The 14,966-nt window shown below is 61.6% G+C and carries 14 protein-coding genes; 1 reads left to right on the forward strand and 13 read right to left on the reverse strand.

Annotated elements, in window-relative coordinates:
- From AC19YT_RS13130 to exbB, 8 genes are all read right to left on the reverse strand, one after another.
- The coding region (locus tag AC19YT_RS13130; protein WP_500610430.1) for a hypothetical protein at window positions 1-852 on the reverse strand (852 nt) is incomplete at its 3' end.
- 128 nt (window positions 853-980) lie between these two features.
- Window positions 981-2,171, reverse strand: coding sequence for a DUF2515 family protein (locus AC19YT_RS13135; RefSeq protein WP_500610431.1), 1,191 nt, complete (start codon window positions 2,169-2,171; stop codon window positions 981-983).
- A 476-nt stretch (window positions 2,172-2,647) separates the two neighbouring features.
- Window positions 2,648-4,048, reverse strand: a complete 1,401-nt coding sequence (locus AC19YT_RS13140) for an aminoacyl-tRNA deacylase and HDOD domain-containing protein (RefSeq protein ID WP_500598460.1) — start codon at window positions 4,046-4,048, stop codon at window positions 2,648-2,650.
- 78 nt (window positions 4,049-4,126) lie between these two features.
- Window positions 4,127-6,202: an ATP-dependent DNA helicase RecG gene (gene recG / locus AC19YT_RS13145; protein ID WP_095108673.1), complete on the reverse strand. Its 2,076-nt coding sequence runs from the start codon at window positions 6,200-6,202 to the stop codon at window positions 4,127-4,129.
- A 9-nt stretch (window positions 6,203-6,211) separates the two neighbouring features.
- Window positions 6,212-7,132 carry a hydrogen peroxide-inducible genes activator gene (locus AC19YT_RS13150; protein WP_095108674.1) on the reverse strand — a complete coding sequence of 307 codons (921 nt, stop codon included), beginning with the start codon at window positions 7,130-7,132 and terminating at the stop codon, window positions 6,212-6,214.
- Between the two features lie 159 nt (window positions 7,133-7,291).
- Window positions 7,292-8,038, reverse strand: a complete 747-nt coding sequence (locus AC19YT_RS13155; protein ID WP_095108675.1) for a TonB family protein — start codon at window positions 8,036-8,038, stop codon at window positions 7,292-7,294.
- The gene (gene exbD, locus AC19YT_RS13160) at window positions 8,035-8,463 is read right to left on the reverse strand and encodes a TonB system transport protein ExbD (RefSeq protein ID WP_095108676.1); all 429 of its coding nucleotides are present in this window, start codon (window positions 8,461-8,463) and stop codon (window positions 8,035-8,037) included. Before exbD ends, AC19YT_RS13155 begins: the two co-directional genes overlap by 4 nt.
- Window positions 8,464-8,469: 6 nt before the next feature.
- On the reverse strand, window positions 8,470-9,480 hold the full coding sequence (gene exbB, locus AC19YT_RS13165) for a tonB-system energizer ExbB (protein WP_500610432.1): 1,011 nt from the start codon (window positions 9,478-9,480) through the stop codon (window positions 8,470-8,472).
- A 187-nt stretch (window positions 9,481-9,667) separates the two neighbouring features.
- Between exbB and AC19YT_RS13170 the strand changes: the two genes are divergently transcribed.
- Complete coding sequence (locus AC19YT_RS13170) at window positions 9,668-10,525, forward strand: SDR family oxidoreductase (RefSeq protein WP_500610433.1); 858 nt, start codon at window positions 9,668-9,670, stop codon at window positions 10,523-10,525.
- A 13-nt stretch (window positions 10,526-10,538) separates the two neighbouring features.
- Here the strand turns inward: AC19YT_RS13170 and AC19YT_RS13175 are convergent, their stop codons facing one another.
- The 5 genes from AC19YT_RS13175 to gmk all read right to left on the reverse strand — a co-directional run bounded on the left by AC19YT_RS13175 (window position 10,539) and on the right by gmk (window position 14,966).
- Window positions 10,539-11,282 (reverse strand): putative periplasmic lipoprotein, encoded by a 744-nt coding sequence (locus tag AC19YT_RS13175; RefSeq protein ID WP_500598469.1) that lies wholly within the window; start codon window positions 11,280-11,282, stop codon window positions 10,539-10,541.
- Window positions 11,283-11,347: 65 nt separating this feature from the next.
- Window positions 11,348-11,728, reverse strand: a complete 381-nt coding sequence (locus AC19YT_RS13180; RefSeq protein ID WP_003229509.1) for a RidA family protein — start codon at window positions 11,726-11,728, stop codon at window positions 11,348-11,350.
- A gap of 24 nt (window positions 11,729-11,752) precedes the next feature.
- Window positions 11,753-13,858 carry a bifunctional GTP diphosphokinase/guanosine-3',5'-bis pyrophosphate 3'-pyrophosphohydrolase gene (gene spoT, locus AC19YT_RS13185; RefSeq protein ID WP_500610434.1) on the reverse strand — a complete coding sequence of 702 codons (2,106 nt, stop codon included), beginning with the start codon at window positions 13,856-13,858 and terminating at the stop codon, window positions 11,753-11,755.
- Window positions 13,859-13,915: 57 nt separating this feature from the next.
- Window positions 13,916-14,179, reverse strand: a complete 264-nt coding sequence (gene rpoZ, locus AC19YT_RS13190) for a DNA-directed RNA polymerase subunit omega (RefSeq protein ID WP_095108681.1) — start codon at window positions 14,177-14,179, stop codon at window positions 13,916-13,918.
- A gap of 166 nt (window positions 14,180-14,345) precedes the next feature.
- On the reverse strand, window positions 14,346-14,966 hold the full coding sequence (gene gmk, locus AC19YT_RS13195) for a guanylate kinase (protein ID WP_095108682.1): 621 nt from the start codon (window positions 14,964-14,966) through the stop codon (window positions 14,346-14,348).

Raw genomic sequence — 14,966 nt, forward strand, 5'->3', positions numbered from 1 at the left:
TAGGGCTTCGGCTTTTGCCACGCTCTCCATCGAAGGCACGGGCACGCCCGTGACCATGGTGGGGTCTTGATAACTTTCCAGGATGGGTAAGCCCAGGGCTCGTGCTTGTTCTTCTGCCTTGATTCGCCGGAGTAAGGCGCCTGCTAGGGTTGTGGCGTATTTGGCGCGTGTGGCTTCGTTGGGATGGCTGGCGCCGCTTAGGCTGTTAGTTGTTTGGACTATTACATCCAATTTATCAAATAGAGGGGTGTTAGAGCTCTTTGTGCGAAGGTCCGGGCTATATCTGACTTTAAGTAGCATTCCATCCGCGTGCCAGTACCAAATAAACCCACCCTTCAAGGATTTCCAGTCCTCCCAACTCAACCGGTAATCAGGGTCAGCTAAAAATAGCGATACAAGCTTTAGACTCGCAACGCTGGGTTGGTTTAAATAATCCTCTTTGAAGTGATAGGTTGTGCGTCCAGTTAAACGGGGGTCACCCAGCATAATGAATCGCCTCCAACCGGCAGCTTGGATGCTGGCCTGAAGGTTCATCGCCAAGTCATATACTTGTCGATCATAAGTTTCAAGTTGTTGGTCAGTGGCTTCTTTAAAAAGTGGAGCGTCAGGAAGTTCGATGCTCATATCGACTTCGTCTACCCCATAAGTGTCGCGGGCGTTGTCGTAGAAAAGGACCATGTAGGCATAGGGGAATATTAAACCGTATTTTGGATGCCTAAGCTTTGGCTGAGCATTTTGAGCTGTATAGAACAGGACGCTGTTCACCCCGGAGCGTTGAATGGAAAAATTGGCACGTTGGACAATGGCATCACCTTGTTCGCCTAATGCGAACTCGAGCACACGAGTATTCATAAGGGAATTCCTATAGTTGGCGGAAGATCTATCAGTTGATAAATAGGTGCTCGCAAATTTAACGATAAGGACAGATATTAGTAGCAGTCCGACGCCCAGTAACCACCGGTGCTGATGTCGACGCATGATTAGGCCTCCTTCCAAGCTGCAATTACCTGTATCTGCTCAATCATGTAGAGGCGGAACTGGCCGTCAAAATCACGACCTTTTGTCATCAGATAATGGTACTGCTTGAGGATGGCCATTACGTATTTCATCCTTGCCTCTGGGTCGTAGAGTTTTCCCTGCTTCAAACCCATAGTGACCGTCACGTCTTCTGCCGTAAGCCCATAGGGCTGTAACTCCCGAATTTCAATTTCCCGGGTAACCATGGGCGCAGCATTAAATACTAATGTCGGATCCTTCGTTTCCACCAAGTTCCAAAGTCTGCGTCCCAAGTCGTTGCTATCTATAGCCAATTTAAACTCGGGATGGTTATAGATCATTGCTTGCAGGTGAATATTTTGTTCGTGTTGAAGGAAGTAATCTGCGCTCTTGAATGCTAGCTCCTCCCTGAGTTCTTTTGAGCCCGGCTCATTAACGGTTTCATACGCCTCAACATAACGAAACCCCTCTTTCAAAGGCACTGTCGCCCTGCACTGCTTAATTTCCGCCAGCGCGCCTTTATCGTCGGTCAGGTTCATCTGCCAGTTGAGGTGGCGGATATCTAACTTGCGCAGGTTCTTTTCCATATCCAGGCGCAAGGAAGTGTTTTCCCCCAGGGCCCAAGGCATGGCTTGTACCTGTTGGGTGATGACCGGGTCGTAGGTGGTGACATCCCGGCAATCGACATCGCGGAAGAACGCCTCGCGGCCAAACTTGCGCCAATAGAGCATCCACGGGGTGATTTCGAGAAACAGCCAGAAGTTACCCTTGAGCAAGTAGTAGTAACTGACCCGAGACATGAGCCTGGCGTCGGCCATGAAATGATCGAATTTACTTTCGGCGAACTCGATGCCGTCTACCACTTGCTTGGCGGCAAATGCGGCGAGGCCGGCCCAGTAAAAGCGGCCCTGATGTTCGGTGCCTTCATCGTCCAGGAACAGTTGGGCATAGTTGCCAGCGGTGCGTTTGGCGCGCGTTAAGGCTTTGGGCACCAAGACGTTGTTTTGCGCCAACAGGGCGATGCTTTGCGCTTGCACCAGGGACCATAGGTCGCAACAGGTGACAATCGCGTCTTCGGTGGCGCCTTCTTCCGCGCGGGTGTAGGCCTTTTTCAGGATTCGGCCTTTGACGTAGGTGACGCCTTCTTCGGTGTCGATAATCCAGGGTCGGGTCATCATCTGTCTCCTGGGTGCTGGCTCAGGGTGATTCAGCTTTCCCCTGGGTCTTGGGGTAGGCCATTTGTGCTTGTTGGGGGGCAATCATGTGAGGTGAGGGCTCGGTGAGCGGGCGCTTTTTGAGGTGCGCAGAAGTGCCCGCTGTCAGCGCAGGCGCTGCTAGGCCGGGTGGCTTTTGGGTTGTTGACTGGGAGGCGGGAGTACGCACGGTAGTGCGGGCCGCGTTGGGCCGCTTGGGTTGATTGCCAGCGGCGTGGCTGGCCGCTTAGCAGGGCCAGTTGCAATGGCTGCGAGGGCATCGCGTTTACCTTCTTGGGGTAAGACGCGAGATGGTAGCGATGGTTTTCTGGCCGGAAAATCAGACCGAGGGGACGTGTCGAGTGGGAATCTACTTACGCGAAGCCATGTGCTCTGCTGACATCAGTTGAACAAGTCGAGCCTGGACGAGCGTCCAGGCCCGCAAGGGCCGCCTAACGTCAGTGCTGGCTGAACTGCGACGCCAGTTCGCGCAGCAGGACTTCGGCGTCCAGCACTTTGCTGACCACGTCTTCAGCCTTGTCGCGGCTCAGGCCGACGCGTTCGAGCAGGGCTTCGGGGATTTCTTCGTCGGGGCCGGAGCCGATGCCGCGCCCACGCAGCAGGCGCACGGCCAGGCACACCAGGTTCGGGTACTCGGCGTACTCACCGTCGTAGCTGGGGTCGTGCTGGAAGCGCAGGGCGGTGCACAGTTCCGGCGGCATGTCCCAGTAGCGCATCAGCCAGGCGCCGATCTGTTCGCGGCTGATGCCCAGCAAGTGCTGCTCGATGTAGCTGTGGCACAGGTGCGGGTTGACCTCCAGGTGGCGGCAGATCAGCGAGAAGTGCGGGGGGAAGACGTGGGCCAGCAGCAGGTAGCCGAAGTTGTGTAAAAGGCCGGCGAGGTAGGTCAGGCCGGCTTCGGGGCGCTGCGCGCGTGGCATGGCGCGGGTCAGGCCTTCGATCACGGCAGCGGTGTAGATCGACTGCTGCCAGTACGGCGTGTTGGTCTGCGGCTGGTCCTTGGGCAGGCTCAGGGTTTTGCCCAGGGCCAGGCCCAGCGCCAGGTTTATCACCAGGTCAAACCCAAGCACGCGGACAATGGCGTCTTCGACTGAACGAATTTTACCCGGCGAGGCGTAGTACGGCGACGCGGCCCAGCTCACCACTTGGGCGGCCAGGGCCGGGTCGGTTTCCACCACGCCGGTGATGTCGTCGATGGTGGCGTTGGGGTCCACGCGCAACTTGATGATTTTTTGCGCTGTCTCGGCCAGTGGCGGGATTTCCAGGGTGGCTTCCAGGCGTTGCTGGATGCGCCGCGCCGTGAAGGCCTGCATGGCGAGGGTGATTTCCTCGCTGTCGTCGTGGGGGCGGTCGAGGTTGGGATGAATGGTGTTCAGGGCTTCGCCGAAGTTACCGGCGCTGGCCTTGGTCAGCATGGTCTTGAAGGCTTCGTTGGTGATTTCCAGCAACAGGCCCGGTTCACCCGAGTGGATAAGCAGGGAGGGCTGGTGCAGCAGGCTTTCTTCGTACAGGCAGGGCGAACTGGTCAGCGCCGGTAGGCCCGGCAGCAGGCTCAGGCTGTGTTTGCCGAGCATGCGTTCCAGGCGATCCAGGGGCACGGCGGTGAGGCGCCGGCCTGTCAGCTCGGTGAGGCGGTTGAGATCCAGCAATTGGCTTTGCGGGAACAGCACCATCAGCGCGCCGATGGCATCGTCCAGCAGCACGGCCTGGACTTTGCGCGCCGGGTTCAGCGCCGCGTGGTCCAGCACTTCGGTGTAGGGGATGTCCAGCTTGCCGAGCAGCAGCCGGATAACAGACGGAGCGTGCGGGGTTGCTGGGGAGATGGCAACTTCTGTCATGGTCTGTATCCCTTTTCTTACAATGCCAGGAGTATAACCAGCTTGGTTGCACCCTTGTCTCTTTAACTGGGATTCGATTCACACCTGGCCGTATTGCTGGCCGTGGCGTAACCAGCGCTCTAGCAACGGGCTGACGTGTTGCGGCCAGCGTTCCAGCAAGGCCTGGGCGGCATCGCGCACCGCTGGCAGCAGGTCGGCGTCGCGCATCAGGTCGGCGACTTTGAATTGCAGCAGGCCAGTCTGCCGGGTGCCGAGCATTTCCCCGGGGCCGCGTAGCTCCAGGTCTTTTTCGGCGATGACGAAACCGTCGTTGGTCTCGCGCATGATGCCCAGGCGCTGGCGGCCGATCTGCGACAGCGGCGGGTGATAGAGCAGCACGCAGTGGCTGGCGGCGCTGCCCCGGCCGACGCGCCCGCGCAACTGGTGCAGTTGCGCCAGGCCCAGGCGTTCGGGGTTTTCGATAATCATCAAGCTGGCGTTGGGCACATCGACACCGACTTCAATCACCGTGGTCGCCACCAGCAGTTGCAGTTCGCCGGCCTTGAACTGGGCCATCACCGCGGCTTTTTCCACAGGCTTCATGCGCCCGTGAATCAGGCCGACGCGCAATTCGCCCAGGGCGCTGGTGAGGTCCTCGAAGGTGGTTTCGGCGGCTTGGCAGGTGAGTTCTTCGGACTCTTCGATCAGCGTGCACACCCAGTACGCCTGGCGGCCCTCGGCGCAAGCGGCGCGCACCCGTTCGATGACTTCGATGCGCCGGGTGTCGGTAATCAGCACCGTGTTCACGGGGGTGCGCCCGGGGGGCAGTTCGTCGAGGACCGAGGTGTCGAGGTCGGCGTAGGCGCTCATGGCCAGGGTCCGCGGGATGGGGGTGGCGGTCATGATGAGCTGGTGCGGGCACATGCGCCCGCCGACGCCTTTCTGGCGCAGGGCCAGGCGCTGCTGCACGCCGAAGCGGTGCTGCTCGTCGATGATGACCAGGGCCAGGTTCTTGAACTGCACTTCGTCCTGGAACAGCGCATGGGTGCCCACCACCATCGGCGTGCCGCTGGCGATCTGTTCCAGGGCGGCGGTGCGGTGTTTGCCCTTGAGCTTGCCGGCCAGCCACGCGGTTTCGATCCCTAGGGGTTCGAGCCAGCGGGTGAAGTTGAGGAAGTGTTGTTCGGCGAGAATCTCGGTGGGCGCCATTAGCGCGACCTGGTAACCCGCCTCCAAAGCTTGCAGGGCCGCGAGGGCGGCGACCACGGTTTTGCCCGCGCCGACATCGCCCTGGATCAGACGCAGCATCGGCTCGCGCTGGTTCAGGTCGTAGGCGATTTCATTGCCCACCCGCTGTTGCGCGCCGGTGGGTGGGAAGCCCAGGTTGGCCAGGTATTTGGCCGGCAACACCTTGGCCTTGGGCAGCACCGGTGCGCGCAAGGAGCGCAGGCTTTCGCGCAGGCGTTGCTGGGATAGCTGATGGGTCAGCAGTTCCTCGAACGCCAGGCGATGCTGGGCCCAGTGATGCCCCAGGGCCAGCTCATCCACATCGGCGTCGGCCGGCGGGTGATGCAGGTAGCGGATCGCGTCGGCCAAGGGCGCCAGTTGGTAGTCGCGGGCCAGTTCGTCCGGCAGCCAGTCGGGCAGGCTGCTGGGGCCGAGTAGGGTCAGGGTCTGCTGGCACAACTGGCGCAGGCGTTGTTGGGTCAGGCCTTCGGTGAGCGGGTAGATCGGCGTCAGGGTCTGGTCCACGGGCGGCGGTTCGTCGCCGCTGATGGCGCGGTACTCGGGGTGGTAGATCTCCAGGCCCGAGGCGCCGGGGCGGGCCTCGCCGTAGCAGCGGATGCGGGTGCCGCGCTTGAGGCCTTCTTTTTGCGCGTTGCTGAAGTGGTAAAAGCGCAGGCTCAGGCCGCCGGTGCCGTCCTGCAAGCGCACCAGCAGGCTGCGGCGCTTGCCCATGACCACGTCGGCGCCGCTGACGGTGCCTTCGATCACCGCGTCCTGGCCCGGGCGCAGGTGGCCGATGGGCACTACGCGGGTGCGGTCCTGGTAGCGCAAGGGCAGGTGGAACAGCACATCCTGGAGGTTTTCCAGGCCGACTTTGGCCAGTTTTTCGGCCATGGCTTCGCCGACACCCTTGAGTGCCGTGACGGGCACGTTCGACAGCTGTGTCATGGCCGCGTCTTAGCTCGCGGCGGGCGGCTTGGCCACCGAGCACAGGCGGATCGAGTCGGCGAGGATTTCGATGGCTTTGGGCCTTGGGAAACTGGCGCGCCAGGCAATCGCCACGGTGCGGAACGGCACCGGCGGGGTCAGTGGGCGTACTTCGATCACGCCGGGGGCGTAGTGATGGCTGTCCACGGCCGAGAGCGGCAGGATCGAAATTCCCAGACCCGAGGCGACCATGTGGCGGATGGTTTCCAGGGAGCTGGATTCCACCGTGGTGTGGCGGTTGCCGTCGTTGCCCTTGGCGGTGGTGGGGCAGGCTTCGAGCACCTGGTCGCGGAAGCAGTGGCCTTCGCCGAGCAGCAGCAGGCTCTTGTCGTTGAGCAGGCTGGCGTCGATGGTGGCTTTCTGGGTCCAGGGGTGCGAGCTGGGCATCAGTACGTAGAAAGGCTCGTCGTAGAGCGGCAGGGTCAGCACGTCCGCCTCGTTGAACGGCAGGGCGATGATGATCGCGTCCAACTCGCCGTTGCGCAGTTTGTCGCGCAGCACGTGGGTGAAATTTTCTTCGATGTACAACGGCATCTGCGGGGCGACCCGGTGCAGTTGCGGGATCAAGTGGGGGAACAGGTAGGGGCCGACGGTGTAGATCGCGCCGACTTTCAACGGCGCGGTCAGCTGGTTTTTCCCGGCTTGGGCCAGTTCGCGGATGCCTTGGGCTTGCTCCAGTACCTTTTGGGCCTGGGCGACGATGCCTTCACCCACAGGGGTCAGGCGCACCGCGCTTTTGCTGCGCTCAAAAATCAGCACACCGAGTTCGTCTTCAAGCTTCTTGACGCCTACCGACAGGGTCGGCTGGCTGACGTGGCAGCGCTCGGCCGCGTGGCCGAAGTGTTGCTCTTGGGCGAGGGTAACGATGTAGCGTAATTCTGTGAGGGTCATAGCGGGCGTCCATGAGGTTGCGGGCCAAGCATAACGGCTGCAATCGATAGACGCACGTTATCAGACTGAGGGCGAAGAGCGACACCGGGCAATCTGTCTTTGTGTTTGCAGATGCGCGAAGGGCACCTTGTCGGTGCCCTTCGGTGTTTGCGGCAGCGGTCAGCGGCGACGTTTTTCGATCGAATAAACGAACGGTGCGACGATCTCGATGGAGCCATTGCTCAGCATGTCGGCCGGCGGCTTGGGCAGCGGTTGGGCGCGGCGGATCATTTCCAGGGTGGCCCGGTCCAGATCGGCGTTGCCCGAACGCCCTACCAACTCGTAGGACAACACTTTGCCTTCGCCATCGACCACGAAGCGCAGACGGTTCAAACCTTCCTTGCCACGGGCCTGGGCACCGGGCGGGTACTTTTTGTACTTGGCCAGGTGCCCCAGCAGGGTGCTCTGCCAACTGGCCTTGGCTGCCAGTTGGGCAGGCGAAGGGCCGGGCGCAGGTTGGGCGGACTTGTCCGTTGGCGCGTTGGTTGGCGGGGCGTCGCTGGGTTTTTCCTCGGAAGGTTTTTCCTTGGGCGGCTCCGGCTGCTTCTCAGGCTTGGGCGGTTGTGGCTTGGGCTTGGGCTTGACCGGTTTGGGCACGGAGATCGTCGGTTTCGGCGCCTCCGCGAGTTTTGGCAACGGCAGTTCCTCTACCGGGGCCGGGGGTTGGGGCGGCGTCACGACCTTGGGCGGTGCGGGCGGAGGTGGGGCCGGAACCGGCGCCAACTCCACCAGCATCGCCATCGGCGGCAGTTCGACCGGCTGTGGCGACGTCCAGTTGAGCGCGAGAACAACCGCGACCGCATGGACGCCCAGCACCAGTGCCAGGCTACCGCTGTAACGCGTCAGCTTTTGGCGCGTTGTCATCATTTCTTGGCTGCCGTCTCAAGTCCGACCAGGCCGACCTTCAAGTACCCGGCCGCCCGCAGGGCATCCATCACACTCATCAGGTCGCCGTAATCCACGCCTTTATCGGCCTGGAAGAAGATCGTCGTGTCCTTTTTGCCTTGGGTGCGGGCATCGAGGGTGGCGCCGAGGCTTTCGGCTTTCACTTCGTCTTCGCCCAGGAACAGTCGCTGATCGGCCTTGACGCTGAGGAACACCGGTTTCTCCGGCCGCGGCGCCGGTTTGGCGGTGGAGGCGGGCAGGTCAACCTTGATGTCCACGGTGGCCAGCGGGGCGGCCACCATAAAGATGATGAGCAGTACCAACATCACGTCGATGAACGGGGTGACGTTGATTTCATGGTTCTCGGCCAGATCGTCGTCTGCGCCTTCTTTCAAATGCAGGCCCATGGCCGATTACCCCACTTTCACCATATGCGGTTGCGAGCCGCGCTCAGGCGGCAGGTGGTCGAGGTCACGGCTGACCAGCAGCAGGACTTCGGCAGAGGCGTCGGAGACTTGGGCCTTGTAGCCGGCGATGGAGCGGGCGAACACGTTGTAGATCACCACGGCGGGGATCGCCGCGACCAAGCCCAGGGCAGTGGCCAGCAGGGCTTCGGCAATGCCGGGGGCGACGACGGCCAGGTTGGTGGTCTGGGTTTTGGCGATGCCGATGAAGCTGTTCATGATGCCCCACACGGTGCCGAACAGGCCGACGAAGGGCGCGGTGGAACCGATAGTGGCCAGCACGCCGGTGCCGCTGCTCATGTTGCGCCCGCAAGCGGCGACCAGGCGCTCGAGGCGGAAGCTCACCCGTTCCTTGATGCCTTCTTTCTCGCGGCTATTGGCCGACAGGCGCATTTCTTCCAGGGCGTCGTGCACCAGCAGGTTGGCCAGGGTGCCTTCCTTGGCCGCAGTGGTGCTGGCTTCCTTGAGGGTGGTGGCTTTTTTCAGGGCCAGGATTTCACCGCGCAGGCGACGCTTGGCGCCCAGCAGCTCAAAGCCCTTGGCGATCCAGATGGTCCAGGTGATGATCGAGGCGATGGCCAGGCCGATCATCACGATTTTCACGATGATGTCGGCGTTCTGGTACATGCCCCATGGCGACAGGTCATGGGCCATGCCCAGGGTGTTGTCGGCTTCCAGCACTTCGCCTTCGCCATCGGCGGGCAGGTTGGCGTCTTGCGCCAGGGCCGGGTCGGCGGCAACCGGGGTCACGACTGGCGCCGCTTCGGTGGCAGGAGCGGGGCTGTGGTCGGTGCTCTCATGGGTAGCAGCCGGCGCCGCGGCAGCGGCCGGTGCCGCTTGGTCCGCATAGGCCGCAGTCGGTGCCAGCAACAGGCTGAGCAACAGCGCTGTTACCATGCGCCACGTGCGCGAAGGGCTAGAAAGCTTGGTTGGCGAAGCGGGGAGTTGATTGCTTGTCATGCTGGCCGGACCTGAGAGGGAAAAGGGGTAAATGTCCTTCTAGGCCTCGTGGGGCCGAGAACAAATGGGCGGCCATTATTGCAAGTAATTCTTGTTAACAGAAGCAATAGACTGTCTTTTTTTCCTACGAAGCCCGCCGCTCGTCATCTGACGAAGCTAGGCTGGGCCATTATTTGAGGGGTTTTTGATGTCCGTTCCTTCGGTGTTGATCGCCGGTTGTGGCGACGTTGGCGGGCGTTTGGCGACGCAAATGCTGGCGAAAGGATGGCAGGCTTACGGAATGCGTCGCACGACCGCGAGGTTGCCCGCCGGGGTCACGGGTATCGCTGGGGATTTGTTCAGCGCGCAATGCCCGGCCCAGTGGCCGACTGGCGCCGTGGACTACCTGGTGTATTGCGCCACGGCCACCGAACACGACGAGGCAGGTTACCGCGCGGCTTACGTCCAGGGGCTGGAACATGTACTGGGTTGGCTCGAGCAGCACGGCCAGGCGCCCAAGCGCCTGCTGTTCGTCTCCAGCACCAGCGTCTATGGCCAGCAAGAGGGCGAGTGGATCGACGAAACCTCGGCCACCGAGGCGCGTGGCTACTCCGGGCGTTTGATGCTTGAGGCCGAGCAGGTCGCCGTGCGCAGTGGCATCCCCGCCAGTGCGGTGCGCCTCACCGGCATTTACGGCCCGGGGCGCAACGCACTGCTGACCCAGGTGCGCCAGGGCTATCGCGTGGCCATCGAGCCGCCGTTGTTTGGCAACCGCATTCACGTCGACGACGCAGCGCGGCTGTTGGCCTTCTTGTTGGAGGCTGATCGCCAAGGGGCGGCGCTGGAGGATTGCTATATAGGTGTCGATGACACGCCGGCGCCGCTGGCTGAGGTGGTTGCCTGGTTGCGCGATTACCTGGGTGTCAGCCAGTGGGCCGATGAGGTCAGCGTGCGCCGGGCCAGCAGCAAGCGGTGCTCCAACGCGCGGGCGCGGGCCCTGGGGTGGGCGCCGCTATACCCGAGTTTCCGCGAAGGCTACGCGGCCATCCTCGCGCAGGAGGTGTAGCCGCTGCCGCGGGTTACTGTTTTTCCAGCAGCCACTGGCGTGCGCCGGGGGACAGGGAAGGCATTTCGTCTGCCAGGGCACCGTTGATGGCCTGGAAAATTTCCAGTTGGTCACCCTTGCGGGCGAAGATCCACGAGTTGCCCTGGTTGCCTTGTTGCAGCCAGATGCTGTCGTTGCTACCGCTCATGGATGCGCAATCGCCCGCCAGGCACAGGGCGTAGCGGTCGGCACCGACCATGCCGTCGATCCGGCCATCCGGCTGGAACTGCACGGTGCCGCCTTCGCCAGGGCCACTCAGGACCTTCCAGTTGCCCCCCATGTAGGTGGCGTAGAGTGCGCGCTCGAAACTGGCGCCCAGCGGCGCGCCGGCAGGCACGGTGGTGTCCTGGGCGCGCTCGAAGGTTTGTGCAGGGTCCGTGTCGGCCGCCGCTTGCAGCAATTGCTTGCCGTCGCGCTTGAGCTCGACGGACGAGCCGCCGTAGAAGTCGACTTTCCAGGCCCCGGACTGTTCGCCGGCCAGTTTGCCTTCGACATTTTCGAAGCCGTTGGTGAAGCGCGCCTGAGCGGCTTTGGTGTTGATGTCCCATTCCAGGTTTGGGCCGTTGGCCTGGAGGGTTTCGCGCAATGACTCGCCTTTGGCGGCGGCATCGATTGCCACCTGGTTGATCCAGGTGCCACTGATATCACGGTCGGCGGGATCGCTGGCGCAGCCGCCGAGGAACACGGCGAGCAATGAGAGAGCAAGCGCTTGGCGCATGATGGAATCCTTTCAAAACGAAAATGGCGCAGCACGAGGGCTGCGCCAATACCTGCGGACGCCGCTTACTCGATGACGAGAATGGCGTCCATTTCAACCTGCGAACCCTTGGGCAGCGCAGCGACACCGATGGCGGCGCGGGCCGGGTAAGGCTGGTCGAAGTATTTGCCCATGATCTCGTTGACCTTGGCGAAGTGGCTCAGGTCGGTGAGGAAAATGTTGAGTTTGACGATGTCCTTGAACGAACCGCCCGCCGCTTCGGCCACAGCCTTGAGGTTCTCGAACACCTGGACGGTCTGGGCTTCGAAGCCTTCGACCAGCTCCATGGTTTTTGGGTCCAGAGGAATCTGGCCGGACATGTAGACAGTGTTGCCAGCCTTGATCGCCTGGGAGTAAGTGCCGATGGCTGCCGGCGCTTTGTCGCTGGTGATAACGGTCTTGGTCATGTTGGGTTCCTTGTTATGAAGGGCTTACGCACGCATGCGGGTGATGCGGGTGACGCCGGTGAGGGCGCGCAGTTTCTTGATGACTCGGGCCAGGTGCACGCGATCATGCACGCTGACGACCAGTTGGACCACGCTGATGCGGCCATCGCGCTCATCCATGCTGATTTTCTCGATATTGCCGTCGGCGGCGTTGACGCTACTGGCCAGCAGGGCGATCAGGCCGCGTTGGTGCTCCAGCTCGACGCGCAGCTCGACGTTGAATTCGCCGGTGACGTCCTTGGCCCAGGAGAGCTGGATGCATTTTTCCGGGTTGTGGCGGATTTCGCTGATGTTGCGGCAGTTATCCAGGTGCACGACCATGCCTTTGCCCGCGGACAGGTGGCCGACAATCGGATCGCCGGGGATCGGTGTGCAGCACTTGGCGTAGCTGAGCACCAGGCCTTCGGTGCCGCGGATCGCCAGTGGGCCTTCGGGGCTGGGCAGTTGTTCGCCTTCGCCCAGCAAGCGGCGGGCGACCACGTAGGCCATGCGGTTGCCCAGGCCGATGTCTTCGAGCAGGTCTTCGATCAGTTCCAGGCGGTACTCGTGGAGCATGGCCTGGATGCGCTCGGCCGGGATTTTGTCCAGGGCGCTGTCGAAGCCGTTGAGGACCTTGTTCAGCAGGCGCTCGCCGAGGCTGATGGACTCGGAGCGGCGTTGCAGCTTGAGGGCGTGGCGGATGTGCGTGCGGGCCTTGCCGGTGACCACGAAGTTGAGCCACGCCGGGTTGGGCCGCGCGCCGGGGGCGCTGACGATTTCGACGGTGGAACCGCTCTGCAGGGGTTCGGACAGCGGCGCGAGGCGACGATTGATCCGACAGGCGATGCAGCTGTTGCCCACATCGGTGTGCACCGCGTAGGCGAAATCCACCGCCGTAGAGCCTTTGGGCAGCTCCATGATCCGGCCCTTGGGGGTGAAGACGTAGACTTCGTCCGGGAACAGGTCGATTTTTACGCTTTCGATGAATTCCAGGGAGTTGCCGGCACGTTGCTGCATTTCCAGCACGCCTTTGACCCATTGGCGGGCGCGGGCGTGAGTGCCCTTGGGCTGCTCGTCGCCGGTGGATTTGTACAGCCAGTGGGCGGCGATGCCGTTGTTGGCCATTTCTTCCATTTCGCGGGTGCGGATCTGGATTTCGATCGGCACGCCGTGCATGCCGAACAGCGTGGTATGCAGGGACTGATAGCCGTTGGCCTTGGGGATGGCGATGTAGTCCTTGAAGCGCCCCGGCAGCGGTTTGTACAAATTATGTACAGCCCCGAGCACCCGGTAGCAGGTGTCGACCTTGTCAACGATGATGCGGAACGCGTAGACGTCCATGATCTCGTTGAAGGCCCGGCGCTTGCCGCGCATCTTTTTGTAGATGCCGTAGATGTGCTTCTGGCGCCCGCTGACCTCGCCCTGGATGCCGTCGATGGCGAGGCAGTGGCTGAGGGATTCCTCGATTTTGTTGACGATTTCCTTGCGATTGCCTCGGGCGCGCTTGACGGCTTGGTAGATGCGCGCCGAGCGCATGGGGTGCATGGCCTTGAAACCGAGGTCCTCGAACTCGATGCGGATACTGTGCATGCCCAGGCGATTGGCGATGGGCGCATAGATTTCCAGGGTTTCTTTGGCGATGCGTCGGCGCTTTTCGCCGGACAGCACTTCCAGCGTGCGCATGTTATGCAGGCGATCAGCCAGCTTGACCAGGATCACGCGGATATCGCGGGCCATGGCCATGGCCATTTTCTGGAAGTTTTCGGCCTGGGCCTCGGCCTTGGTCTCGAAATTCATCTGGGTCAGTTTGCTGACCCCGTCGACCAATTCGGCCACGGTTTCACCGAACTGCGCTTGCAGCGCCTCTTTGGCAATACCGGTGTCTTCGATCACGTCATGGAGCATGGCGGCCATCAGGCTCTGATGGTCCATGTGCATGTCGGCAAGAATGTTCGCCACGGCAAGAGGGTGCGTGACGTATGCCTCGCCGCTACGGCGGCGTTGGCCGTCGTGGGCTTGTTCGGCGTAGAAATACGCTCGGCGGACCAGATTGACATGGTCCGTGCCGAGATAGGTCGATAAGCGATCGGCGAGGGCGTCTATGCTCGGCATGATGACTCCTGCCGTAGGCTGTGACCCTGCGCCGTGCTACGTCGACCGGGCATAGGCTTAGACGGCCTCGTTGGACTCGTCCTCGAACGCTGCGAACAGCGGTTCGTCTTCGACGATTTCGGCCTCGGCGATCACGGCGTAGCTCATCAGGCCAGCGGCGATTTCGCGCAGTGCCATTACGGTCGGCTTGTCATTTTCCCAAGCCAGCTTTGGCTCTTTGCCACCGGTTGCCAATTGACGAGCACGCTTGGTAGAGAGCATGACCAGCTCAAAGCGGTTATCCACGTGTTCTAGGCAGTCTTCAACGGTTACGCGGGCCATGGTATTCCTCGTAGCAAATGCAATATGCGCGCAGCCCGAATGGGCGAGCGGACTCAACAGTTTAAAAAATCACCAGCAATTAGGGAAGCGCTGATTTGTCGCTCGCCATGGCAAAGCGCTACAAGTGCCAATGTAAGGCCCTTGCAGCCGTTTTGGAAAGTGCTGTTTAACCCAGCAGTTCGGCGAGCAACTTGCCAAAACGCTGCTGTTGGCGCTTTTGCTGGAGCTGATTGGCACGGAAAATCGCTTTCAGATCGTCCAGCGCATGGGTGAACTCGTCGTTGATGATGAGGTAGTCATAGTCCACGTAGTGGCTCATTTCGCTGACGGCTTCACGCATGCGCCCGTCGATAATCTCGTCGCTGTCCTGGCCGCGGTTGGTCAGGCGCTGGTGTAGAGCTTGCAGCGAGGGCGGCAGGATGAATATCGAGCGGGCCTGGGGCATCAGCTTGCGCACTTGCTCGGCGCCTTGCCAGTCGATTTCCAAGATCAGGTCATGGCCTTCGTCGAGGGTCTGCTGCAAGTGGCTCTGCGAGGTGCCGTAGAGGTTGCCGAACACCTCGGCGCGCTCCAGGAAGTCGCCGTGTTCGATCATTTTCACGAACTCGCTGCGTTCGACGAAGTGGTAGTTCACGCCATTCACTTCACCGGGGCGCATGGCCCGGGTGGTGTGGGAGACCGAGACGCGGATTTCCGGGTTGGCGTCGGTGAGGGCCTTGACCAGGCTGCTTTTGCCCGCGCCCGAAGGGGCGGAAATGATGTACAGGGTGCCGGTGCTGTGGGTCAT

The organism is Pseudomonas sp. MF08875 (genome assembly GCF_059862525.1).

What these genes read in the sequence shown, in the direction of transcription:
- AC19YT_RS13135 (WP_500610431.1), bottom strand. Translation starts at nt 2,171, where the DNA reads ATGACCCGACCCTGGATTATCGACACCGAAGAAGGCGTCACCTACGTC.
- AC19YT_RS13140 (WP_500598460.1), bottom strand. Translation starts at nt 4,048, where the DNA reads ATGACAGAAGTTGCCATCTCCCCAGCAACCCCGCACGCTCCGTCTGTT.
- recG (WP_095108673.1), bottom strand. Translation starts at nt 6,202, where the DNA reads ATGACACAGCTGTCGAACGTGCCCGTCACGGCACTCAAGGGTGTCGGC.
- AC19YT_RS13150 (WP_095108674.1), bottom strand. Translation starts at nt 7,132, where the DNA reads ATGACCCTCACAGAATTACGCTACATCGTTACCCTCGCCCAAGAGCAA.
- AC19YT_RS13155 (WP_095108675.1), bottom strand. Translation starts at nt 8,038, where the DNA reads ATGATGACAACGCGCCAAAAGCTGACGCGTTACAGCGGTAGCCTGGCA.
- exbD (WP_095108676.1), bottom strand. Translation starts at nt 8,463, where the DNA reads ATGGGCCTGCATTTGAAAGAAGGCGCAGACGACGATCTGGCCGAGAAC.
- exbB (WP_500610432.1), bottom strand. Translation starts at nt 9,480, where the DNA reads ATGACAAGCAATCAACTCCCCGCTTCGCCAACCAAGCTTTCTAGCCCT.
- AC19YT_RS13170 (WP_500610433.1), top strand. Translation starts at nt 9,668, where the DNA reads ATGTCCGTTCCTTCGGTGTTGATCGCCGGTTGTGGCGACGTTGGCGGG.
- AC19YT_RS13175 (WP_500598469.1), bottom strand. Translation starts at nt 11,282, where the DNA reads ATGCGCCAAGCGCTTGCTCTCTCATTGCTCGCCGTGTTCCTCGGCGGC.
- AC19YT_RS13180 (WP_003229509.1), bottom strand. Translation starts at nt 11,728, where the DNA reads ATGACCAAGACCGTTATCACCAGCGACAAAGCGCCGGCAGCCATCGGC.
- spoT (WP_500610434.1), bottom strand. Translation starts at nt 13,858, where the DNA reads ATGCCGAGCATAGACGCCCTCGCCGATCGCTTATCGACCTATCTCGGC.
- rpoZ (WP_095108681.1), bottom strand. Translation starts at nt 14,179, where the DNA reads ATGGCCCGCGTAACCGTTGAAGACTGCCTAGAACACGTGGATAACCGC.
- gmk (WP_095108682.1), bottom strand. Translation starts at nt 14,966, where the DNA reads ATGACCCACAGCACCGGCACCCTGTACATCATTTCCGCCCCTTCGGGC.